The 20,062-nt window shown below is 72.0% G+C and carries 21 protein-coding genes and 1 riboswitch; of the genes, 9 read left to right on the forward strand and 12 right to left on the reverse strand.

All coding sequences use genetic code 11. The annotated features are described in order from the left end of the window. Positions 1–237 precede the first annotated feature (237 nt). Positions 238–1,491: an RNA polymerase sigma factor gene (locus tag ACH4VO_RS05570; protein ID WP_360987524.1), complete on the reverse strand. Its 1,254-nt coding sequence runs from the start codon at positions 1,489–1,491 to the stop codon at positions 238–240. Positions 1,492–1,565: 74 nt separating this feature from the next. Further along, positions 1,566–1,916, reverse strand: a complete 351-nt coding sequence (locus ACH4VO_RS05575; RefSeq protein WP_360987521.1) for a YciI family protein — start codon at positions 1,914–1,916, stop codon at positions 1,566–1,568. Between the two features lie 169 nt (positions 1,917–2,085). Here ACH4VO_RS05575 and ligD point away from each other — a divergent pair, with 169 nt between their 5' ends. After that, positions 2,086–3,051 (forward strand): non-homologous end-joining DNA ligase, encoded by a 966-nt coding sequence (gene ligD / locus ACH4VO_RS05580; RefSeq protein ID WP_360987519.1) that lies wholly within the window; start codon positions 2,086–2,088, stop codon positions 3,049–3,051. 117 nt (positions 3,052–3,168) lie between these two features. On the opposite strand, the gene ACH4VO_RS05585 is transcribed toward ligD, so the two are convergent. Both ACH4VO_RS05585 and ACH4VO_RS05590 read right to left on the reverse strand, forming a co-directional pair. Beyond that, positions 3,169–4,194: a Ku protein gene (locus ACH4VO_RS05585; protein ID WP_360987517.1), complete on the reverse strand. Its 1,026-nt coding sequence runs from the start codon at positions 4,192–4,194 to the stop codon at positions 3,169–3,171. Positions 4,195–4,400: 206 nt separating this feature from the next. Then, positions 4,401–4,877, reverse strand: coding sequence for a GNAT family N-acetyltransferase (locus tag ACH4VO_RS05590; RefSeq protein WP_360987515.1), 477 nt, complete (start codon positions 4,875–4,877; stop codon positions 4,401–4,403). Between the two features lie 155 nt (positions 4,878–5,032). On the opposite strand from ACH4VO_RS05590, the gene ACH4VO_RS05595 reads away from it, so the two are divergent. The 5 genes from ACH4VO_RS05595 to ACH4VO_RS05615 all read left to right on the forward strand — a co-directional run bounded on the left by ACH4VO_RS05595 (position 5,033) and on the right by ACH4VO_RS05615 (position 9,021). Beyond that, complete coding sequence (locus ACH4VO_RS05595) at positions 5,033–5,764, forward strand: helix-turn-helix transcriptional regulator (protein ID WP_360987513.1); 732 nt, start codon at positions 5,033–5,035, stop codon at positions 5,762–5,764. Positions 5,765–5,936: 172 nt separating this feature from the next. Beyond that, positions 5,937–6,809 (forward strand): excalibur calcium-binding domain-containing protein, encoded by an 873-nt coding sequence (locus tag ACH4VO_RS05600; protein WP_360987511.1) that lies wholly within the window; start codon positions 5,937–5,939, stop codon positions 6,807–6,809. A 152-nt stretch (positions 6,810–6,961) separates the two neighbouring features. Further along, positions 6,962–7,816 (forward strand): class II fructose-bisphosphate aldolase, encoded by an 855-nt coding sequence (locus ACH4VO_RS05605; protein ID WP_360987509.1) that lies wholly within the window; start codon positions 6,962–6,964, stop codon positions 7,814–7,816. Positions 7,817–7,843: 27 nt separating this feature from the next. After that, positions 7,844–8,623 (forward strand): DeoR/GlpR family DNA-binding transcription regulator, encoded by a 780-nt coding sequence (locus ACH4VO_RS05610; RefSeq protein WP_360987507.1) that lies wholly within the window; start codon positions 7,844–7,846, stop codon positions 8,621–8,623. 95 nt (positions 8,624–8,718) lie between these two features. Next, positions 8,719–9,021: a hypothetical protein gene (locus ACH4VO_RS05615; RefSeq protein ID WP_360987505.1), complete on the forward strand. Its 303-nt coding sequence runs from the start codon at positions 8,719–8,721 to the stop codon at positions 9,019–9,021. A 147-nt stretch (positions 9,022–9,168) separates the two neighbouring features. On the opposite strand, the gene ACH4VO_RS05620 is transcribed toward ACH4VO_RS05615, so the two are convergent. Continuing rightward, positions 9,169–10,503 (reverse strand): DUF445 domain-containing protein, encoded by a 1,335-nt coding sequence (locus ACH4VO_RS05620; protein ID WP_360987503.1) that lies wholly within the window; start codon positions 10,501–10,503, stop codon positions 9,169–9,171. Between the two features lie 141 nt (positions 10,504–10,644). Here ACH4VO_RS05620 and ACH4VO_RS05625 point away from each other — a divergent pair, with 141 nt between their 5' ends. Then, positions 10,645–11,889, forward strand: coding sequence for an SGNH/GDSL hydrolase family protein (locus ACH4VO_RS05625; RefSeq protein ID WP_360987500.1), 1,245 nt, complete (start codon positions 10,645–10,647; stop codon positions 11,887–11,889). A 61-nt stretch (positions 11,890–11,950) separates the two neighbouring features. On the opposite strand, the gene ACH4VO_RS05630 is transcribed toward ACH4VO_RS05625, so the two are convergent. From ACH4VO_RS05630 to ACH4VO_RS05645, 4 genes are all read right to left on the reverse strand, one after another. Then, on the reverse strand, positions 11,951–12,664 hold the full coding sequence (locus ACH4VO_RS05630) for a DUF1707 domain-containing protein (RefSeq protein WP_398440870.1): 714 nt from the start codon (positions 12,662–12,664) through the stop codon (positions 11,951–11,953). A 217-nt stretch (positions 12,665–12,881) separates the two neighbouring features. Next, positions 12,882–13,853 carry an ATP-binding cassette domain-containing protein gene (locus ACH4VO_RS05635; RefSeq protein WP_360987498.1) on the reverse strand — a complete coding sequence of 324 codons (972 nt, stop codon included), beginning with the start codon at positions 13,851–13,853 and terminating at the stop codon, positions 12,882–12,884. 9 nt (positions 13,854–13,862) lie between these two features. Next, a complete protein-coding gene (locus ACH4VO_RS05640) occupies positions 13,863–14,726 on the reverse strand; it encodes an ABC transporter permease (protein WP_398440881.1) in 864 nt (287 codons plus the stop codon). Between the two features lie 16 nt (positions 14,727–14,742). Continuing rightward, positions 14,743–15,543, reverse strand: coding sequence for an ABC-2 family transporter protein (locus ACH4VO_RS05645; RefSeq protein WP_360987494.1), 801 nt, complete (start codon positions 15,541–15,543; stop codon positions 14,743–14,745). 156 nt (positions 15,544–15,699) lie between these two features. Here ACH4VO_RS05645 and ACH4VO_RS05650 point away from each other — a divergent pair, with 156 nt between their 5' ends. Continuing rightward, positions 15,700–18,093, forward strand: a complete 2,394-nt coding sequence (locus ACH4VO_RS05650; protein WP_360987492.1) for a transglycosylase domain-containing protein — start codon at positions 15,700–15,702, stop codon at positions 18,091–18,093. Positions 18,094–18,143: 50 nt separating this feature from the next. Here ACH4VO_RS05650 and ACH4VO_RS05655 read toward each other — a convergent pair whose 3' ends face one another. From ACH4VO_RS05655 to ACH4VO_RS05665, 3 genes are all read right to left on the reverse strand, one after another. Next, a complete protein-coding gene (locus tag ACH4VO_RS05655) occupies positions 18,144–18,464 on the reverse strand; it encodes a multidrug efflux SMR transporter (RefSeq protein WP_069172972.1) in 321 nt (106 codons plus the stop codon). A 35-nt stretch (positions 18,465–18,499) separates the two neighbouring features. Then, positions 18,500–18,573, reverse strand: a riboswitch (guanidine-III (ykkC-III) riboswitch). Positions 18,574–18,658: 85 nt separating this feature from the next. Further along, positions 18,659–18,997 carry a co-chaperone GroES gene (locus tag ACH4VO_RS05660; protein WP_069173155.1) on the reverse strand — a complete coding sequence of 113 codons (339 nt, stop codon included), beginning with the start codon at positions 18,995–18,997 and terminating at the stop codon, positions 18,659–18,661. 76 nt (positions 18,998–19,073) lie between these two features. Further along, a complete protein-coding gene (locus tag ACH4VO_RS05665) occupies positions 19,074–19,394 on the reverse strand; it encodes a DUF3618 domain-containing protein (protein WP_360987490.1) in 321 nt (106 codons plus the stop codon). Between the two features lie 129 nt (positions 19,395–19,523). Here ACH4VO_RS05665 and bcp point away from each other — a divergent pair, with 129 nt between their 5' ends. Next, positions 19,524–19,991, forward strand: a complete 468-nt coding sequence (bcp, locus tag ACH4VO_RS05670) for a thioredoxin-dependent thiol peroxidase (RefSeq protein ID WP_360987488.1) — start codon at positions 19,524–19,526, stop codon at positions 19,989–19,991. Positions 19,992–20,062 lie beyond the last annotated feature (71 nt).

Raw genomic sequence — 20,062 nt, forward strand, 5'->3', positions numbered from 1 at the left:
CGCTTTGCTCGGATTCATCATGGTAAGCGGGCTCCCGGAGATCTCCATCCGGAAGGCGCCCGGACCGGCCCGGCCCCCCTCCGTCGCCGACCCTCCGCTTCCCGGCGGAGCACGGGAACCGCCCCGCTCGCCGGGCCGTCACGGTCCTGCGGTCTCCCGAACCCCTCCGACGGGCTTCGCCCGCCGGTGACGCGCCTCCGGCACCCTTCGCCCGGGAGCGATGCCGGCGCCCTCGGTTCAGCCAGCCGAACCGGGGGTGCCGAAGCCCCGCAGCCTCCGCCGGACGAGCTCACGTTCGGGCTCCGTACCGGCCGACGTGAGCGCCTCCAGCCAGGCGGCCCGGGCCTCGGCCCGGCGGCCCAGGCGGCCCAGCAGGTCGGCACGGGCGGTCGCGTACGGGTAGTAGGCGCGCAGCCTGGGCTCACCGGCCAGCTGGTCCAGGAGGGCGAGGCCCGCCTCCGGGCCGTCGCGCATGGCCACGGCCACCGCCCTGTTCAGGGCGACGACCGGCGAGGGCGTCAGGGCCCCCAGGACGTCGTAGAGCGCCACGATCTGCGGCCAGTCGGTGGCCTCCACCGTGGCGGCCTCGTCGTGCAGGGCGGCGATGGCGGCCTGCACCCCGTACGGACCGGGCGGGCCCCCGTCCAGTGCGGTGACCACCAGGCGGGCACCCTCCTCGATCATCGCCCGGTCCCAGCGGGCCCTGTCCTGGTGGTCCAACAGCACGATCCCGCCGTCGGGTCCGGTCCTGGCCCCGCGTCGGGCGTGGACCAGCAGCATCAGCGCCAGCAGCCCGGCCGTCTCCCGCTCGCCCGGCAGCAGCCCGCGCAGGATCCGCGCCAGCCTGATGGCCTCCTCGGCCAGGCCGACCCGCTGCAGGTGCGGTCCGGAGCTGGCCGCATAGCCCTCGGTAAAGATCGAGTAGAGGACCTGGAGGACACCCGGCAGGCGCTCCGGCAGCTCGTCCCGCCCGGGGACACGGAACGGGATGCGGGCCTCGCGGATCTTCCTCTTGGCCCGCACGATCCGCTGCGCCATCGTCGCGGGCGGCACGAGGAACGCCCGCGCCACCTCGGGGGTGGACAGACCCGCCAGGCAGCGCAGGGTCAGGGCGCTGCGGTCCTCCGCACCGAGCGCCGGGTGGGCGCAGGTGAAGAAGAGCTGCAGCCGGTCGTCGGGGAGGTCACCCTCCACGTCGGCGGGCGGTGCGTGCCCGGCCCGCTCCGCCTCCACCTGGAGGACGGCCAGCCGGGCCGCGTACGCCTGGTCGCGGCGCAGCCGGTCGACGGCCTTGCGGCGGGCCGTCGTCAGCAGCCAGGCACCCGGCCTGGCCGGCACCCCGTCGGCCGGCCAGTGCAGCAGGGCGGCCTCGATCGCCTCGGAGGTGACCTCCTCCGCCAGGTCCAGGTCGCCGAAGCGGTGGACGAGGGAGGCCAGGAGCCGGCCGCGCTCCTCCCGGAAGACGGCCGCCACGGATGCCGCGCTGGACACCGACGCCGCAGTGGGCGGCCCGCCCGGCTCCCTGGGCCCGGCCCCGCCTCCGGCCGCTGCCCCGTCCACCGCCGTCAGACCCCGAAGTCCGCGACCGGCCGCACCACGACCGCGCCGCCGCCCCGTGCGCCCGGGCACCGGGCGGCCCAGTCCAGGGCGTCGTCGAGGTGAGGTACGTCGATGACGAGGAAGCCGCCCAGGACCTCGCGGGTCTCGGCGAACGGCCCGTCCGTGACGGTCCGCTCCCCCGTCGTGCCGACGCGCACCGTCGTGGCGGTGACCAGATCGGCGAGCGACTCACCGGAGACGTGGATCCCGGCGTCCTTGACCTCCTTGTCGTAGGTCATCCAGTCCTCGACCGTGCAGTCCGCGGCGCCGCCGTTCCCGTCGATGGAACCGCTGTGGATGAGCAGCATGTACTTCATGGTCCAGCTCCTGTCGTACTCCGTCGTTTCCCTCGTACACCATGACGACGTACGGCACAGGGCCGGATCGACACGGCCTCCGGAAGAACTCTCACTCCCGGGCCACGGGCCGCAGCGCCCCCGGCCCTGGCCGCGGGCCCGGCGCCGCATCGGCTGAGAAGGTGCTGCCATGACCTCTCTGCCCCGTTTCGCCCCCATGCTCGCGACGCCCGGCACCCTGCCCCCACCGGCCACCGACGACCAGTGGGCGTACGAGGTCAAACAGGACGGCCAGCGTGCCATGGTCTATCTGCCGGGCGACGGCTCCGTGGAGCTGCGGGCGAGGTCCGGGACGGACATCACGGCGGCCTACCCCGACCTGATGGCCCTGGGGCCCGCGCTCGGCGGCGTACCGGGGGTGCTGGACGGTGAGATCGTCGCCCTGGACAGCCAGGGGCGGAGCCACTTCGAGCGGCTCCAGTCCCGGATGGGGCTGTCGGGGTCGCCCGCGAAGGCCGCCCGTATGGCGGAGCGGATCCCCGCCCACCTGGTGCTCTTCGACGCCCTCCACCTGCGGGGCGCGAGCCTGGTCCCGCTCCCCTACACCGCGCGGCGGGCGGCCCTGGAGGCGCTGGGGCTGACCGGGCCGCGCTGGTCGACGCCCGCGGTGACCGTCGGCCACGGGGCACAGGCGCTGGACATGACACGGGAAGCCGGGCTGGAGGGCCTGATCGCGAAACGGCTGAACTCCGTGTACGAGCCGGGGGTCCGCTCCCGTACGTGGATCAAGATCCGCCATGTGCGTACCGCCGACGTGATCGTCGGCGGCTGGGTGCCCGGCCGCGGGCGGCTGGGCGGCCTGCCCGGGGCCCTGCTGGTCGGCGAGCGGCACGAGGGCGGTCTGCGGTACGCGGGCAGTGTGGGCACGGGGTGGAGCGACGCGGAGCGCACCACGCTCGCCGAACTGCTCCGGGTCGCCGCCGTCGACACGTGCCCCTTCGACGAGGTGCCCCGGGTGGCGGGCGCACGGTGGGTGCTGCCGCGGCTGGTGGGCGAGGTGCGGTACTCGACCCGGACCAAGGCGGGGAAACTCCGCCAGCCGTCCTGGCACCGGCTGCGGCCCGACCTGGCGCCGGACGACATCGGCGACGCGTGAGGAGGGCCCGGGTTCCAGGGGGCGGTTCCAGGGGGTGGTTCCAGCGCCCTGGTTTCGGGAGCCGTACCCGGTCCCGCGTGCCGACCCTGCGCCGTGCGCACCCGGTGCGGGGAGTGCTCAGGACGCGGTCCGCTTCCTCGCCGCCGTCTTCTTGGCGGGCTGCCCCTTGCGGCCGGAGGACTTCGCCGTCCCGCCCGCCGTCCCGCCCCGTGCCGCTTGCCCCTGCGCGGCGGCCTTGCCCTGCGCCGCCTTGCCCCGCGCCGCCGCCGTCTTCTTCGCCGCCGGGGCGGCCTTCTTGCGGGGGCGGGGCTCGCGGGACTTCATCTCGTGCACGGTCGCGTGCTCGCCCTCCGCCTCCTCCCCGCGCGTCTCCCGGGCAGCCTTCACCGACGCGTTCAGGGCTGCCATCAGGTCCATGACCTTGCCCGGTTCCTGCTCCTCGCCCCCGCCCGGTTCCGGCAGCTCCTTGCCCTCCGACTTGGCGGCGATCAGCTCCTCCAGGGCCTCCCGGTAACGGTCCCGGAAGCCCGAGATGTCGTCCAGGGCCATCGTGTCGGTGAGCTGGACCGCCCGGTCGACCTCGTCCTCCTCCAGCTCGACGTCCCGGGGCGCCAGGGACTCCGGGCTGCGGATCTCGTCCGGCCACCGCATGGAGTGCAGCACGATGGCGTTGTCACGGACCCTCAGCAGCCCGAGCCGTTCCCGGTTGTGCCAGGCGAACTTGGCCACGGCCACCTTGTCGCTGCGCTCCAGCGCCCTGCGCAGGAGGGTGTACGGCTTCGCCGCCACCTGCCCGTCCACGGCCAGGTAGTAACTGTCGCTGATCCGCACCGGGTCCACGGTGTCGGCGTCGACGAACGCGACGATCTCGATCGCCTTCGCCGTCGGCAGCGGCATCCGGTCGAGCTCCTCGTCCGTGACGGGGACGGTCCGGTCCCTGGCGACCTCGTACCCCTTGCCGATCTCGTCCTGCGAGAGGACCTCGCCGTCCAGTTCGCACACCTTGCGGGTACGGATCCGGCCCATGTCCCGCGCGTGGTACTGGTGGAACGAGATCGAGTGGTCCTCCGTCGCGGACACCACCTTGATCGGGATGGTGACCAGCCCGAAGCTGATCGCTCCGGTCCACAGGGGCCGCGGCATCCGTACCTCCAGACCCCCCTGGTGGCAGTGGCTGGGCCGGGAGGCGGACCGGGGCACCCGGAAGGGAGAACCGACCCGAGAGGGTCAGGGCGCGCCCGGGCCACCGCCCGTATCCCCGATCCTCACTCCGGACCGCCGGACCCGCATGTGGATCACCGGCGGACGACGGCGGCCGGCGTCGGTCCGGGACGGCCCGGTGCGGCCGGTCAGGCGCGTGGCAGCTCCAGCTCGCCGACGACCTGGTCCCCGCTCGTCTCGCCCGTCCTGCGGAAGCCGAGCCGCAGGTAGAACTCCTCGGGGCCGTGCTCGCCCTGCCCCCAGGTCACCGTGACGCACCGCTGCCCGCGTCGGAGGATCTCCTCGCAGACCGCGTCGACCGCGAAGCGCCCGTAGCCCCGGCCCTGTTCACCGGCGGCGACGGCCAGGCGCCAGAGCCCCGACCGGGGCCGGTCCGCGAGGTCGGAGGGGTCGAAGCGTACGTCGAAGAACGCCATCACGAAGCCCACCAACCGGTCACCGTCGACGATCAGCCGCGGCCAGGCCGTCCCGGGCTGGACGTACGCCTCCGCCAGTGACCGGGCGACCGGGGCAACGAACCGCTCCTGCTCCGGCAGTACCGTCAGGCGGCAGGCGTCGAGGACGTTGTCGGGTGTGACCTTCTCCAGGCGGAGCCGCGTCGTCATGAACGGCACCGTACGGCGCGGCCGGTGGCCGGGCCACCGGATAACGCCCGCCCTCGGCCCCGTGCCCGCACGGCGGTGGGGCATCCGGGCAGGCAGGTCACCAGGCGGCCGGGCCGGCCTCGTCGAAGAAGCCGCTGGTCGGGCCGTCCGCGCCGATGGAGGCCAGCCGGACGATCGACTACATCACCCGGCTCGAGCAGGGCCGGGCCACCTCCCCGTCCCCGCAGGTCCTGTCCTCGCTCGCCCGCGCGCCGCGCCTGTCGGACGCCGAACGCGAGCATCTGTACCTCCTCGCCGGGCAGCCGGCACCCGGCCCCGGCCGGCTTCCCGTTCACGTCCCGTCAGGCCTGCGCAGACTCCTCGACCAGTTGGGCGGCGCCCCGCTGTGCGTCCACGACGCCGCCTGGAACCTGATCGAGTGGAACCGTCCCTGGGCCGCCCTGTTCGGGGACCCGTCCGCCCTGCGGGGACGTGAACGCAACATCATCTGGCGGCACTTCGCCGGCCTGCCCGGCCGGGTCAGCCAGACGCCCCGGCAGCGGGCCCACTTCGAGGCGGCCATGGTCGGAGACCTCAGGACGGCCACCGCCCGCTACCCGTCCGACCTGCACCTGCGCACGCTGGTGCGGGAGTTGCGGGAGACCCGACCCGCGTTCGCCGCCCTGTGGGACTCGGGCATCGTAGGTGCCCACGTGTCGGGCACCAAGACCGTCCACCACCCCGAGGTCGGCACACTCGCCCTCGACCGCGACGTACTCGTCGCCGCCGGAAGCGACCTGCGCGTCGTCGCCTACACAGCGGCTCCGGACAGCGAGAGCGCCGGCCGGCTCCGGCTGCTCGACGTCATCGGCATCCAGATCATGACGGCGACCGGCCCGACAGCGTAAGGCCTCCCGGCCATGCCCCCGCACGTCGCTTACATCAATACTCCATAAGTTCATCACAATTCCGCTTCCTTTCACCGAACGGCGTCGCGGACCCCGCCCCCCGCTGCGAGCATCGCCCCTCAGCCGCACACCAGTGCGCACACACCTTGGGGGGCACATGAATACGCGAGTGATGAGCGGACCGTTCCGGATGTCGGCAGGAGCTGTCGTCCTGGCCGTGGCGCTGGCGGGCTGCGGCGGCGAGTCCGGCCAGGACACGAAGGCGTCGCCGCGGCCCGCCTCACCCTCCGCCCCACGCGCACTCGCTCTCGCGCTCGCCGACGACGAGGAAAGCACCGAGGCAGGCCGGAAGATCACCGTCGACGCACTCACCAACGACGCCGTGACGATGGAGGGCGGCACCGACGCTCCCCTGCTGGACACGTACGAGCCGGTCGAGTTCACCCTCACCGTGGCGAGCCCGACTCCGCACGGAACGGTGACGGTCGAGGGGTCCTCGCTCGTCTACACGCCTGCCAACGGTTATGCCGGCGAGGACACGTTCACGTACGACGTCGCGCTGAAGGAGAAGGGGAAGGGCAAGAGTGTGACCGACGGGCACGCCACCGTACGGATCACCGTTACCCGGCCGACGCCCACGCCCACGCCCACGCCCACGCCGAAGCCCAAGCCCAAGCCGACGCCCACCGTCGCGCGGACCGCGAAGCCCAAGGCCGAGGCACCCGTCGAGCCCTCCGTGTACTACGCCAACTGCGACGCCGCCCGGGCCGCCGGAGCGGCCCCCGTCCGGCGCGGGGACCCGGGCTACGCGGCGCACCTGGACCGTGACAACGACGGCGTCGGCTGCGAGCCGTACGGATCGTCGGGGTCCGGCGGCTCGTCCAGCGGCGGCTCGTCCGGCGGCGGGTCCACCGGCGGCGGGAACAGCGCCTACTACGCCAACTGCACGGCCGTACGCGCCGCGGGAGCGGCGCCCATCCACCGCGGGGACCCCGGCTACGGATCCCACCTCGACCGGGACGGCGACGGAGTCGCCTGCGAGTAGGTCCGCACCTCCCTTCCGGCGCGTCAGCAGCCGCCTCCGGCCCTCGGCCGAGACGGCTGCTGTTTTTCATGCTGCTCCGAACACGCTATAAATGAGCAACTTCGAGCATCATCCGCCTGGATTCACGCAGCCCGTATCCGCGAAGGAAGCCCATGCCGCTCATATCCACCGGTGACATCACGCACGAGGCCCGGACGGAGGCGAGGGGCATCGGGGCCTTCAACGTCGTACAGATCGAACACGCCCACGCCATCGTCAGCGGGGCGGAGGCGGCCGGGCTGCCGGTGATCCTCCAGATCAGCGAGAACACCGCCCGCTACCACGGCTCCCTCGAACCGATCGGGCTCGCCTCTCTCGCCGTCGCCCGGGCGGCCGGCGTTCCGGTGGCCGTGCACCTCGACCACGCCGAATCGGCCGCCCTGGTCCACGAGGCGGTACGGCTCGGCTTCACCTCCGTCATGTTCGACGCGTCCACGCTCCCGTACGACGACAACGTCGCCGCGACCCGTGCGATCACGGAGCACTGCCACGCCCATGGCGTCCGGGTGGAGGCGGAGCTCGGCGAGGTCGGCGGCAAGGACGGGGCGCACGCCCCCGGCGTGCGGACCGATCCGGACGAGGCGCGCGCGTTCGTCGGCGCAACGGCCGTCGACGCCCTCGCCGTGGCCGTGGGCAGCTCGCACGCCATGCTGACCCGCGACGCGGTCCTCGACCTCGCCCTCATCTCCCGGCTGCGCGACGCGGTGGAGGTGCCGCTCGTCCTGCACGGTTCGTCGGGCGTCGACGACACCGGCCTGGCCGGCGCCGTCGACGCGGGGATGACGAAGGTGAACATCTCCACCCACCTCAACAAGCTGTTCACCCGGACCGTCCGCAGCTACCTCGACGCCCACACCGGGACGGCCGACCCCCGCAGGTACCTGGGACCGGCCCGCGACGCCGTCGCCGCGGAGGTGACGCGGCTGCTGCACGTGCTGGCCCGTACCGGGCACGACCGGGCGCGATAGGGTCGGCGGGCGAGCAAGGAGGACCAGGTGGCGGCACACACGCGATGGACCCGGCTGCTGGAGATCCTCAGCGACCAGGGCCACCTCGACGTACTCGACGCCGCCGAACGGCTGGGCTGCTCCGCCGCCACGGTCCGCCGCGACCTGGACGAACTCGCCCGCCAGAACCTGCTGACCCGCACCCGCGGCGGTGCGGTGGTGAGCACCGTCGCCTACGACCTGCCGCTGCGCTACAAGGCGGCCCGCAAGGCCGACGAGAAGCAGCGGATCGCGAAGGCGGCGGCCGAACTGATCCCGTCGGGATCGACCGTCGGCATCAACGGGGGCACGACGGCCTCCGAGGTGGCGAGGGAACTGGCCGTGCGGCCCGAACCGGCGGGCGGCGGCACCGCGCTGACCGTCGTGACGAACGCGATCAACATCGCCAACGAACTCGCGGTCCGCCCCCAGGTGAAGATCGTCGTCACCGGCGGGGTGGCCCGCCCCAACTCCTACGAACTCGTCGGCCCGCTCGTGGACTCCGTCCTGCGGACCCTGGCCCTGGACTACACGATCCTCGGCGTGGACGCCGTGCATCCCCGCTTCGGGGCGGCCACCCACGACGAGTCGGAGGCCGGCGCGAACCGGGCGCTCGCCGAATGCGCGACCACGGTGATCGTGGTGGCCGACTCCTCGAAGCTGGGACGCCGGGCCTTCGCCCAGGTGTGCGAGACGGGTGCCGTGTCGATCCTGGTCACGGACCAGGGCGCCCCCGACGCCGTGGTCGAGGAGTTCACCGCCCTGGGGATCGACGTACGGCGCGTGTGACACCCCCGGGGCGCGTCCCGGCAGTCATCCGCGCGTTAGCCTCGGACTCCCGACCAGGTACGAGACCGGGTACGGAACGAGCGAAGGTGGCGGCTATGGCGAAGGTCCCGGCAGCGGTGGTGGCGGCGGGCGGACTCGTCGGCGGGTACGCGATCGCCCGGTGGACGAAGAAGCGCCCGCTGGGCGGGGTCGCCCTGGCCGCGGCGGGCTCGGTGGCGGCCTACGAGTGGAACCGGCAGGCGGGAGGCCGCGCGGCCGCCGGACTGAGCGCCGCCTACGTGGCCGCGTTCGCCGGGTCGCACCCGCTCGCCAGGAAGGTCGGCGCCTGGCCCGCGGTCTTCACCGTGGCGGGCGGCATGGCCACGGCCTCCTGGGCGGTCACCCGGCGCAACGCCTGAGGCCTCGCGGAGCCCGACGCCGGAAAAGTTCCCTACCAGGGGTTGAACACGGGCGCCTGCGGGTGCGTACTGAACAGCAACTCCCCGCGTAACCCGGGGGCGCACCCGTACGACAGGACGGATGCGCCCTCGGCACGCTCCCACGCCCTACGCCCCCAGCGCCCGCGACACCGAATAGATCACCAGACCCGCCAGCGCACCCACCACCGTGCCGTTGATCCGGATGAACTGCAGGTCACGGCCGATGTGGGCTTCGATCTTCCTCGACGTCTGATCCGCGTCCCAGCCGGCGACCGTATCGCTGATGAGCGAGGTGATCTCCGCGCGGTACGTCGTGACGACGTACACCGCGGCGTCCTCCAGCCACCCCTCCACCTTGGCCTGCAGCCGCTCGTCCGTCGACAGCCTGGCGCCCAGCGACAGCAGCGAGGCCCTGGCCCGCAGCCTCAGCTCGCTCCCCTCGTCCTCGGCCGCCGCGATGATCATCGACCGGACGGAGGACCAGGCCGAGGCGATGAGCTCCTGCACCTCACCGCGCCCGAGGATCTCCGACTTCAGCCGCTCCACCCGGGCCCGGGTGTCCGCGTCCGTCCGGAGATCCGTCGCGAAGTCCCTCAGGAACGTGTCGATCGAGCCGCGCGCCGGATGGCCCGGCATGTCTCGCATCTCCGTGACGAAACGCAGCAGTTCCTTGTAGACCCGCTCCCCCACCCGCTTGTCGACGAAGCGCGGGGTCCAGCCCGGTGCCCCGCCCTGCACCGCGTCCATGACGGAGCTCTCGTGCTCGATCAGCCAGTCGTGGGCGCGTACGCAGACCAGGTCGACGACCCTGCGGTGGCCACCGTCCGCGACGATCTTCTCCAGCATCTTCCCCAGGCCCGGGCCGACCTCCACCGCGTCCGCCCGCCGCGTGATCGCCTCGCCCACCACCGCCTGCACGTCCGCGTCCCGCAGCACGGTCAGCGCCCCGCGCAGCGCGGTGGCCAGCTCGGCGGTGACCCGGTCCGCGTGTGCGGGCTCGGACAGCCACGCCCCGAGCCTCGCCCCCACCCCCAGCGCGTGAATCCGCCCACGCACCACGTCCCCGGAGAGAAAATTCTCGCCGACGAAGGAACCGAGAGATGCCCCGAGCTGATCCTTCTTGGTGGGAATGATGGCGGTGTGGGGGATGGGCAGACCGAGCGGGCGGCGGAAGAGCGCCGTGACCGCGAACCAGTCGGCCAGCGCACCCACCATTCCCGCCTCGGCGGCCGCGGCGACGTAGCCCGGCCAGCCGCCCACACCCGCATTCCTCGCCCAGGTGGCGAGCACGTACACGAGCGCGACCAGCAGGAGGAGACCCGTGGCGGTGGTCTTCATACGGCGCACGCCACGCCGCTTCTCCTCGTCGGCGGCGGTGTACGCGAACCCGCCGAGCGACGCCCCCGCACCCCGCGCAGCGGCCCCGGCCGGCTCCGCACTCTTCCCCGCGTCCTGTTCCATCCACTCCACCCGTCCGCGTACACGTCACCCGGTGCCGTACGCATTGTCCCTACCTCACCTACTCCCGGGCCGCACGTCGAGTTCCCCAGGGCCTGCCGCATCATGAGACACGAACGAACACCGCAAGGAGAATCACCGCACATGCCCAGGCGCCAGGGGTACGCCCTGCTCATCGCCCTCATGACCGGCACCGCCGCACTGGCCGCCGCCATGGCGTTCGGTACGGCACTGATCACCGGGAACCGGCAGGCCCCGCTCACCGGCACGGAGGCGAACGCGGCAGCCCACAACCCCGCCGCCCCCGCCCACTCCACCGGCGCCTGGGTCGCCACCTGGACCGGAGCCCCCGTCAGCGGCGAACCGAACACCTCACACGGCTACCCCGGCCGCACCATCCGCAACATCGTCCACACCAGCGTCGGCGGAGACGCGGCCCGCATCACCCTGTCCAACCTGTTCGGCACCACCCCGCTCGTGATCGACCGGGCCGCCGTCAGCAGTCGGCCGGCCACCTTCCAGGGCCGGCCCACCGTCACCGTCCCCGCGGGCCGACAGGTCGTCAGCGACCCCGTGCTCGTGACCGTCGCCCCCGACGCCGACCTCGAAGTGAGCCTGCGCACCGCGCGGCCGGGCGGCCCCGTCACCCAGCACTCCGGCAGCCACCAAACGTCCTACCTCACCGACGCCCTCGCCACCCGGACCACGACCACCTGGCGCTACCTGACGGCCGTCGACGTCCGCAACGACGCCTCGCCCGGCGCCATCGTCGTCATCGGCGACTCCCTCACCGCGGGCAGCGGCTCCAGCACCGACACCGACAGCCGCTGGCCGGACGTCCTGTCCGACCGCCTCGACCACCGCTACGGCATCGCCAACCAGGGCATATCCGGCAACCGCCTGCTGCGCGAGAGCCCGAGCGGCCGGGGCGGCCCCCGAGGCACCCACCGCTTCGAACGCGACGCGCTCTCCGTCGCCGGAGCCAGGACGTTGATCATCGCGCTCGGCATCAACGACGTACAGCTCGCCCCCCAGGAAAGCGACCCCCGGCGCATCGTCGCCGGTCTCCGTGCCCTCACCGAACGCGCCCACGCCCGTGGGCTGCGCGCCGTCGGGACGACGCTGACCCCCTTCCAGGGGTTCCGCACCTGGACACCCGAACGCAACGCCGTACGCCTCGCCGTCAACCAGCAGATCCGCGCGGGCCGCGTCTACGACGACTACATCGACTTCGACCGGACCGTCCGCGACCCCTACGCCCCCGACCACATCCTGCCCGCCTACGACTCCGGCGACCGGCTCCACTTCAACGACACCGGCTACCGGGCCCTCGGCCGCTCCATCGACCTCCACACGGTGTCCGAGACCGCCAGGGCCGACGCGTTCTGACAGCGGGGGCGGCCCGGACGGACGGGTTCCGGCAGCAGGCACCGCCCCCGGGCGCCTCGGGCTACCTGGCCCCCTCCGGCCCCTCCCCCGCATCCGGCTTCTCCAGCCGCAGCCGCTCCCCGCGCTCGGCCTCCTTCAGCCGCTGCCGCTGCGCCTTGCTCCACTTGCGGTCCACGCCCACCCCGCCCATCAGGGCGAACCCGGTCACCCGCACCCGCGGGGCGTCCGGATCCGGCTCGCCCGCGTCCTTCGTCCGCTCGTCGAAGCCGCCCATGATCCCGATGCCGTTGACGTGCAGGTGCACGTTGGGCGGGACCTTCACCTGGATGCCGCCCATGATCGTCAAGCAGCGGATCACGACCTCGCGGTCCTCGAAGTCCGCCTCGCGCAGATCGATCTCACCGCCGCCCCACATCGCGAACGCGGTGAACGCCCGCCCCACCGTCCAGCGGCCCTTGCGCGCGAACCCGCCCCAGAAGGCGAACCCCCAGGTCGAGGTCGCGGGCCCACCGATCCGCCGCGACCAGTCCACGGACCCCCCGCGGGCCGTCGCCGGCGGCAGACCCGCCACCGGCGCCACCGCCGATCCAGGCACCGGCAGATCGCTGACGAGCGGCTCCAACTCCCCGTGCGTACGCGCCCTGTACGCCGCGTCGAGCCGCTGTTCGAACTCGTCCATCTCCAGCCGGCCCTCGGCCACCGCATCCCGCAGCGTCTCGGCGACCCGCTCACGTTCCGCGTCGGAGGCCCGCATCTCCGGACGTTCACTTGTCATACCGCGAACCCTATAGAGCAGGACCGAGGAAGCTCAGGTTCTTCCGGACGAAAACCCCGGGGCCGTCCGGCCGTCCCCCGTGGATCAGCGGCGTCAGCTGCGGCGCGCCCCCGGACGGAGGGACCTGCGCATCCCCGATGTACGCGCACGTTCCCGCACCGCGGCCAGGCGCCGCCCGCCGTCCTCGCGGGCCCGCCGGAAAGCTCGGGAGGAACCCTCAGGAGGACGCCGCGTACATCTTCGCGATCACGGCCTCGATGTCCGGCTCCCGCACCGACAGGTCCACCAGCGGATAATCCGCCGCGATCCGCGCCACCAGACCCGCCGCCGAAGCCGACGCCGGGAACGCCAGCCACTGCCGCGGCCCCTCCACCTTCACCACCCGCGCCGATGACTCCGCCCCCACGTCGATCGGCGGCAGCTCCCGCTCCAGGTCCACCACCAGCGTCCGCTCGCTCTCCCCCACCTCGTGCAGCCCGGCGAGCCCGCCGTCGTACACCAGACGGCCGTGGTCGATCACCATCACCCGCCGGCACAGCTGCTCGATATCGGTCAGATCGTGCGTGGTCAGCAGCACCGTCGTGGACCGCTCGGCGTTCAGGTCCCGCAGGAACTCCCGCACCCTGGCCTTCGACACCACGTCGAGCCCGATCGTCGGCTCGTCCAGATACAGCACCTCCGGATCGTGCAGCAGTGCCGCGGCGATGTCACCCCGCATCCGCTGCCCCAGCGACAACTGCCGCACCGGTACGTCCAACAGCGCGCCCAGGTCCAGGAGTTCGATGCACCGGTCCATGTTCTCCCGGAAGCGCCGGTCCGGGATCCGGTACATCCGGTGCACCAGCCGGTACGAGTCACGCAACGGCAGGTCCCACCACAGCGTGGTCCGCTGCCCGAACACCACCCCGATCCGGTGCGCCAGCCTCGTACGCTCCCGGGAGGGATCGATCCCCGCCACCCGCAGCCGGCCACCACTCGGCGTGAGAATGCCCGTCAGCATCTTGATCGTCGTCGACTTACCGGCCCCGTTCGGGCCGATGTACCCCACCATCTCCCCGCGCGGCACCCGAAAACTGATGCCGTCCACCGCACGCACCTCGTGCCGCTCCCGCCGCAGGAGTCCCACCCTGCGCCGCACGTCGAAGACCTTCTCGACCCCGTCGAGCTCGATGAAATCCGTGTCGCCCATGTCCGCCCCTCAGCTTCCCGTACTGCGGTACGCCCGCAGTCCCGCCCGCCACGCCAGCCCCGCGAGCACCCAGCACACCCCGGCCACCAGCGGCGGCAGGAACGCCACCCACCCCGGCAGCCCCAACGGGTAGTCCCGGCCCAGCACATACAGCGCCGGCAGCCAGCTCACGAAGGCCAGCGGCACCACGAACGTCACGCCGCGCACCAGATCCTGCGCGAAGATCGACGGCGGGTACTGCAACAGCGTCGTCCCCCCGTACGTGAACGCGTTCTGCACCTCCGAGGCGTCCTGCGCGAAGAACTGGAACGCCGCACCCACCACGAACACCGCCCCGAAGATCGCCGCCCCGCTCAGCACCATCAGCGGCAGCATCACCACCTTCAGCGGCGTCCACTCCACGTCGAGCGTCACCAGCGCATACCCCAGCACCAGCAGCCCCTGCGTGATCCGCCCCAGCCTGCGCAGCGCGAACCGGTCCGCCGCCACCTGCGCCAGCACCGGAACAGGCCGCACCAGCAACGTGTCCAGCGTCCCGTCCCGCACCCGCCGACCGAGCCGGTCCATGGACCCCAGCACCAGGTCCGACAGCCCGAACGCGGTCGCCGACGCCCCGTACAGCAACGCGATCTCCGGCAGCGTGTAGCCGCCCAACGCGTCGACGTGCGTGAACATCAGCATGATCGTCACGAAATCGGACGCCGTGGCCACGAAGTTGCCGACCGTCGTCATCACGAACGACGCACGGTAGGCCAGCGTCGACCGCAGCCACATCCCCACGATCAGCCCGTACGCCCGGATCCCCTCCACCGGCCGCGACCGGCCCGCGTACCCGGTCCTCTCCGGCCGCCGCTCCGCCTCCGCGGCACCCACCGGCACCGCCCCGGTCTCAGCCACCCTGGACCACCACCCTCCTGGTCGCCACCGACTGCAACAGGCGCCCCGCCAGCAGCAGCACGACCGCCCAGCCGGCCTGGAAGGCGTACGCCCCCACCAGATCCCACCCCGTGCGCCGGCCGAGGAACACATCGGCCGGCACCTGCAGGAGCGACGACCACGGCAGCGCCCGTGCCACCTCCCCCAACACACCCGGGAACAGATGCAGCGGCAGCAGCATCCCCGAGAAGAACAGCCCGGCCAGCCACGCGATCTGCATCGCCCCCGCCCCGTCCAGCAGCCAGAACGCGGACAACGCCACAAGGAAACGCACCGCGAAACTGACCACCACCCCCAGGGCCACCGACACCAGGAACGCCAGCCACCTACCGATCGACCCGGGCAGCACCAGATCGAAGGCCAGCGCCCCCAGCGCCATCGGCGCGACGCCGCGCCCCAGCAGATGGAACGCCGCCCGGCCCAGATCCCCCGCCAGCCACCACAGCTGCAGGTCGGCCGGCCGGTACAGATCGACCGCGATGTCGCCCGTACGGATCCGCTCCATGAGCTCGTCCTCGAAACCGCCGCCCATCATGGCGCACGTCATCAGCAGCGCCTGCCCGAGCCACACGTACGTCAGCGCCTGCGACGCGTCGTAACCGCCCAGCCGCGGACGCTCCGCCCACAGGGCCGAATAGGTGTACGCCATGACGAATCCGAAGACGGTGTTGGTGAACACCCCCGCCGCCGTCGCCATCCGGTACGTGGCATGCCGCCGGAACCCACCGGCCGCCACCACCGCGTAGAGCCGCACCGGCCCCTCCCTCCCCCAGCCACACAGGACCAAAGCGCACGAACCTAGCCGAGACCCGAGGGCCGCCGCGACCCGATTTCCGCATCGGGTCCGGGGGTCAGCCGCCCGAAAAGTGCAGTATGGGAAAATCACCGGCGTCGAGGAGCCTCCACCGTCATGAGCAACGAGCCACCGCAGAACAGCTCAGACCCTGGTCAGCAGGATCCCGGGGGCTGGACCCCCCGGGACGCCCCGACCGCACAACCCGCCCCGGACACCCCGGGCACGGACGGCGCACCCAAGAAGAAGAAGCGCACAAAACGCCCCAAGCGCACCGGCTGGCGCCGGGCGGTACCCACCTGGCGGATGGTCCTCGGCGGCGTCACCCTCCTGGCCCTGCTCCTCGTCGGCGGATTCATCGCCGGATACCAGCTCATCGACATCCCCGCCGCCAACGCCGCCGCGACCGCCCAGGCCAACGTCTACACCTACGCGGACGGCACGGTCATCGCCCGCGACGGCGAGATCAACCGCGAGAAGGTACCCCTCAGCCGCATCCCCCGCACCATCCAGCACGCCGTACTCGCCGCCGAGGACCGCGACTTCTACTCCGAGGACGCCATCGACGTCACCGCCACCCTCCGCGCCGGCTGGAACACCCTCACCGGCAAGGGCCGTCAGGGCGGCTCGACCATCACCCAGCAGTACGTCAAGAACTACTACCTCGGCCAGGAACAGACCGTCGTCCGCAAGGCCAAGGAATTCTTCATCTCCATCAAGCTCGACCGCGAACAGAGCAAGGACGACATCCTCGAGGGCTACCTCAACACCAGCTACTTCGGCCGCAACGCCTACGGCATCCAAGCCGCCGCCCACGCCTACTACGGCAAGGACGTCGAGGACCTCCACGCCGGCGAGGGCGCCTACCTCGCCTCCCTCCTCAACTCCCCCAGCAACTACGACGTCGTCTCCCACCCCGAGAACCGCAAGGCCGTCCTCGCCCGCTGGAACTACGTACTGGACGGCATGGTCAAGGAGAACTGGCTCACCCGCACCACCCGCGCCGCCATGGACTTCCCCGTCCCCGACGAAGCCAAGCCCGCCACCGCCCTCTCCGGCCAGCGCGGCTACATCGTCCACGCCGTCGGCGACTACCTCGCCGCCCACAAGATCCTCGACGCCGACACCCTCGCCACCGGCGGTTACCGCATCACCACCACGCTCCAGAAGGACAAACAGGACGCCCTCGTCGAGGCCGTCGAGGACAACGTCCTCTCCAAGACCAGCGAGGACCGCGACGCCGACCGCAACGTCCGCGCCGGCGGCGCCTCCGTCGACCCCGCCACCGGCCACGTCGTCGCCCTCTACGGAGGTGTCGACTACACCCGGCAGTACGTCAACAACGCCACCCGCCGCGACTACCAGGTCGGTTCCACCTTCAAACCCTTCGTCCTCGCCGCCGCACTCGCCAACGGCTCCCGCACCCAGGCCGGCCGCGCCATCACCCCCAACACCCACTACGACGGCACCAACGAACGCACCGTCCAGAGCGCCACCGGCTCCACCGGCTACTCCCCCGCCAACGAGGACGACGTCGACTACGGCTCCCTCACCGTCCGCGAAGCCACCGACAAATCCGTCAACGCCGTCTACGCCCAGATGGCCCAGGACATCGGCCCCGCCGAGGTCAAGGCCACCGCCGTCGCCCTCGGCATCCCCGAGAACACCCCCGACCTCACCGCCACCCCCTCGATCGCCCTCGGCCCCGCCACCGCCAGCGTCCTCGACATGGCCTCCGCCTACGCCACCCTCGCCGACCACGGCAGACAGCGGAACCACACCCTCGTCGCCAAGGTCAGCAAGGACGGCACCGACCTCCGGCTCCCCGCCCGCACCACCCGCCAGGCCGTCAGCCGCGAAGCCGCCGACACCACCACCTCCGTCCTGCGGAGCGTCGTCGAAGGCGGCACCGGCACCGCCGCCCAGGCGGCGGGCCGGCCCGCCGCCGGCAAGACGGGAACCGCCGAGGAGGACCGGGCCGCCTGGTTCGCCGGCTACACCCCCGACCTCGCCACCGTCATCGCCGTCATGGGCCAGGACCCCGAAACCGGCGTCCAGAAACCGCTGTACGGAGCCCTCGGCCTCGCCCGCATGAACGGCGGCGGCGCCCCCGCGCAGACCTGGGGCGCCTACACCCGGGCAGCACTCGAAGGCAGCGAGGTGAAGGACTTCGACCTGGAGGCCGACGAAGGCCCCGAAGAACCCGACCCGGACGCGTCGGAGTCACCCCGGGAGCCCGGGGACACCGAAGAAGCAGAAGGCGGCGACACCGACTCCCCCAGCAGCAGACAGCCCGGCGACCGCACCACCGAAGCCCCCCGGGCCGACGACCCGGACGACACCTCCCCCGACGACCCGGCCGGCGGGGCACCCGCCTCCCGCCGACCCAAGGACCGGAGAACCGCCTCGGCGACCCCCGACGCCTCCCCGGCCTCCCCACCCAGAGGCCGGGGAATCCAGGGAAGCCGGGAAGCCGCAACGGCCGAAAAACCCGTCGCTCCCCACCGCTGAGCGGGTTGGAGCGACGGGACGAGCCCCGGGAGACGGGACGGGACGCGGCGTCAGTGACCGGACGTCGCCTTCAACCCCACCACCGCCACCAGCAGCAGGCACACGAAGAAGATCCGGGCCGCGGTCACCGGCTCGTTCAGCACCACCATGCCCAGCACCGCCGCCCCCGCCGCACCGATCCCGACCCACACCCCGTACGCCGTACCGATCGGCAGCGTCTTCGCCGCCTGCGACAGCAACATCATGCTGGCCACGATCCCGAGCCCCGTGAACACACTCGGCCACAACCGGGTGAACCCCTCGGTGTACTTCATCCCGATCGACCAGGCCACTTCCAGCAGACCCGCGACCAGCAACAGAACCCACGCCACGACGGCACCTCCACGACGGAACACGCGAACAACACGGTGCGTCGTCTTTGCGGAACCCGGTACGGCGCGTCTCGTCGGGGGTCCCACCGTAGCAAAAAACAGCGAAAGGCCTGGTGACGGGAGTCACCAGGCCCACAGACACCGACCCGCCCACCCCGAGGGCGAGGCGAGGGCAGGACACGAACCCGCCGGACCTACAGGTACAGCCCCGTCGAATCCACGGACCCCTCGAACCGGTCCGCCGCCACCGCGTGCAGATCCCGCTCCCGCATCAGCACGTACGCCACACCCCGCACCTCGACCTCCGCGCGATCCTCGGGGTCGTACAGCACCCGGTCACCCGGCTCCACCGTCCGCACGTTCTGACCCACCGCGACCACCGCGGCCCACGCCAGCCGCCGGCCCACCGCAGCCGTCGCAGGAATCAGGATGCCGCCACCCGAACGCCGCTCACCCTCGGGCGAATCGGACCGCACCAGCACCCGGTCGTGCAGCATGCGGATAGGCAGCTTGTCGTCGGGGTTCTCGCTCACGCCGTTGTCGCTCACGCCCGGAAATCTACCTGCCCCACACCCGTCCCCACGCCCCCGGTCCGCCGGGAACGAGGCCTCAGCGCTTCCCGCGCCGCACCGACACCGTCAGCAGCGCCACGGCTCCCACGACCACCAGCGCCGCCGGAACCACCCGCTCCATACGCGGCGAACCGTCCTCCGACACGAACTGCGCCTTCACGTCCGACACCGACCGGTTCACCGCCACGAACGCACGCCCGGCCGTCCGGTCGACCGTCGACGCCACCCTGGCCTTCGCGTCACCGATCATCGTCTTCGGGTGCATCCGCACCCCGATCTCGTCCAGCACCACCGCAAGCTGCTCACGCCTGCTGATGATGTCCGCCTCGATCTGCGCAGGGGTCCTCGTATCCGACACTGCGCCGCCTCCGTGGTCGTCGTCCGGTAAACCGTCATCGACAGTCTGTCAGCTGAGCCGCCCCAACACCCGACGGCACCCCCTATTACGCTCGGTCCCACACAGTCCGTGTGCCACTCGAGGAGAGACATGAGCGAGCGACTCCAGCCCGGCGACACCGCCCCCGCCTTCACCCTTCCGGACGCCGACGGCAACGACGTATCGCTCGCCGACCACAAGGGACGCAAGGTCATCGTCTACTTCTACCCCGCTGCGCTTACCCCCGGTTGCACCAAGCAGGCCTGCGACTTCACCGACAACCTCGAACTCCTCGCCGGCGCCGGCTACGACGTCATCGGCGTGTCCCCCGACAAGCCGGAGAAGCTCGCGAAGTTCCGGGAGAAGGAGAACCTCCAGGTCACCCTGGTCGGCGACCCCTCCAAGGAGACCCTGGAGGCCTACGGCGCCTACGGGGAGAAGAAGCTCTACGGCAAAGTGGTGACAGGCGTCATCCGCTCCACGATCGTGGTCGACGAAGAGGGCAAGGTGGAGCGAGCTCTTTACAACGTCAAGGCGACCGGCCACGTAGCCAAGATCATCAAGGATCTCGGCATCTGAGAGCCGGCGCGCGCCCCATGGCCGGAAGCCGCGAGCGGTGTGACCGGGATCGCACACGGCCATGAATCCGG

The organism is Streptomyces sp. NPDC020780 (assembly GCF_044334475.1).
Lineage (GTDB): Bacteria > Actinomycetota > Actinomycetes > Streptomycetales > Streptomycetaceae > Streptomyces.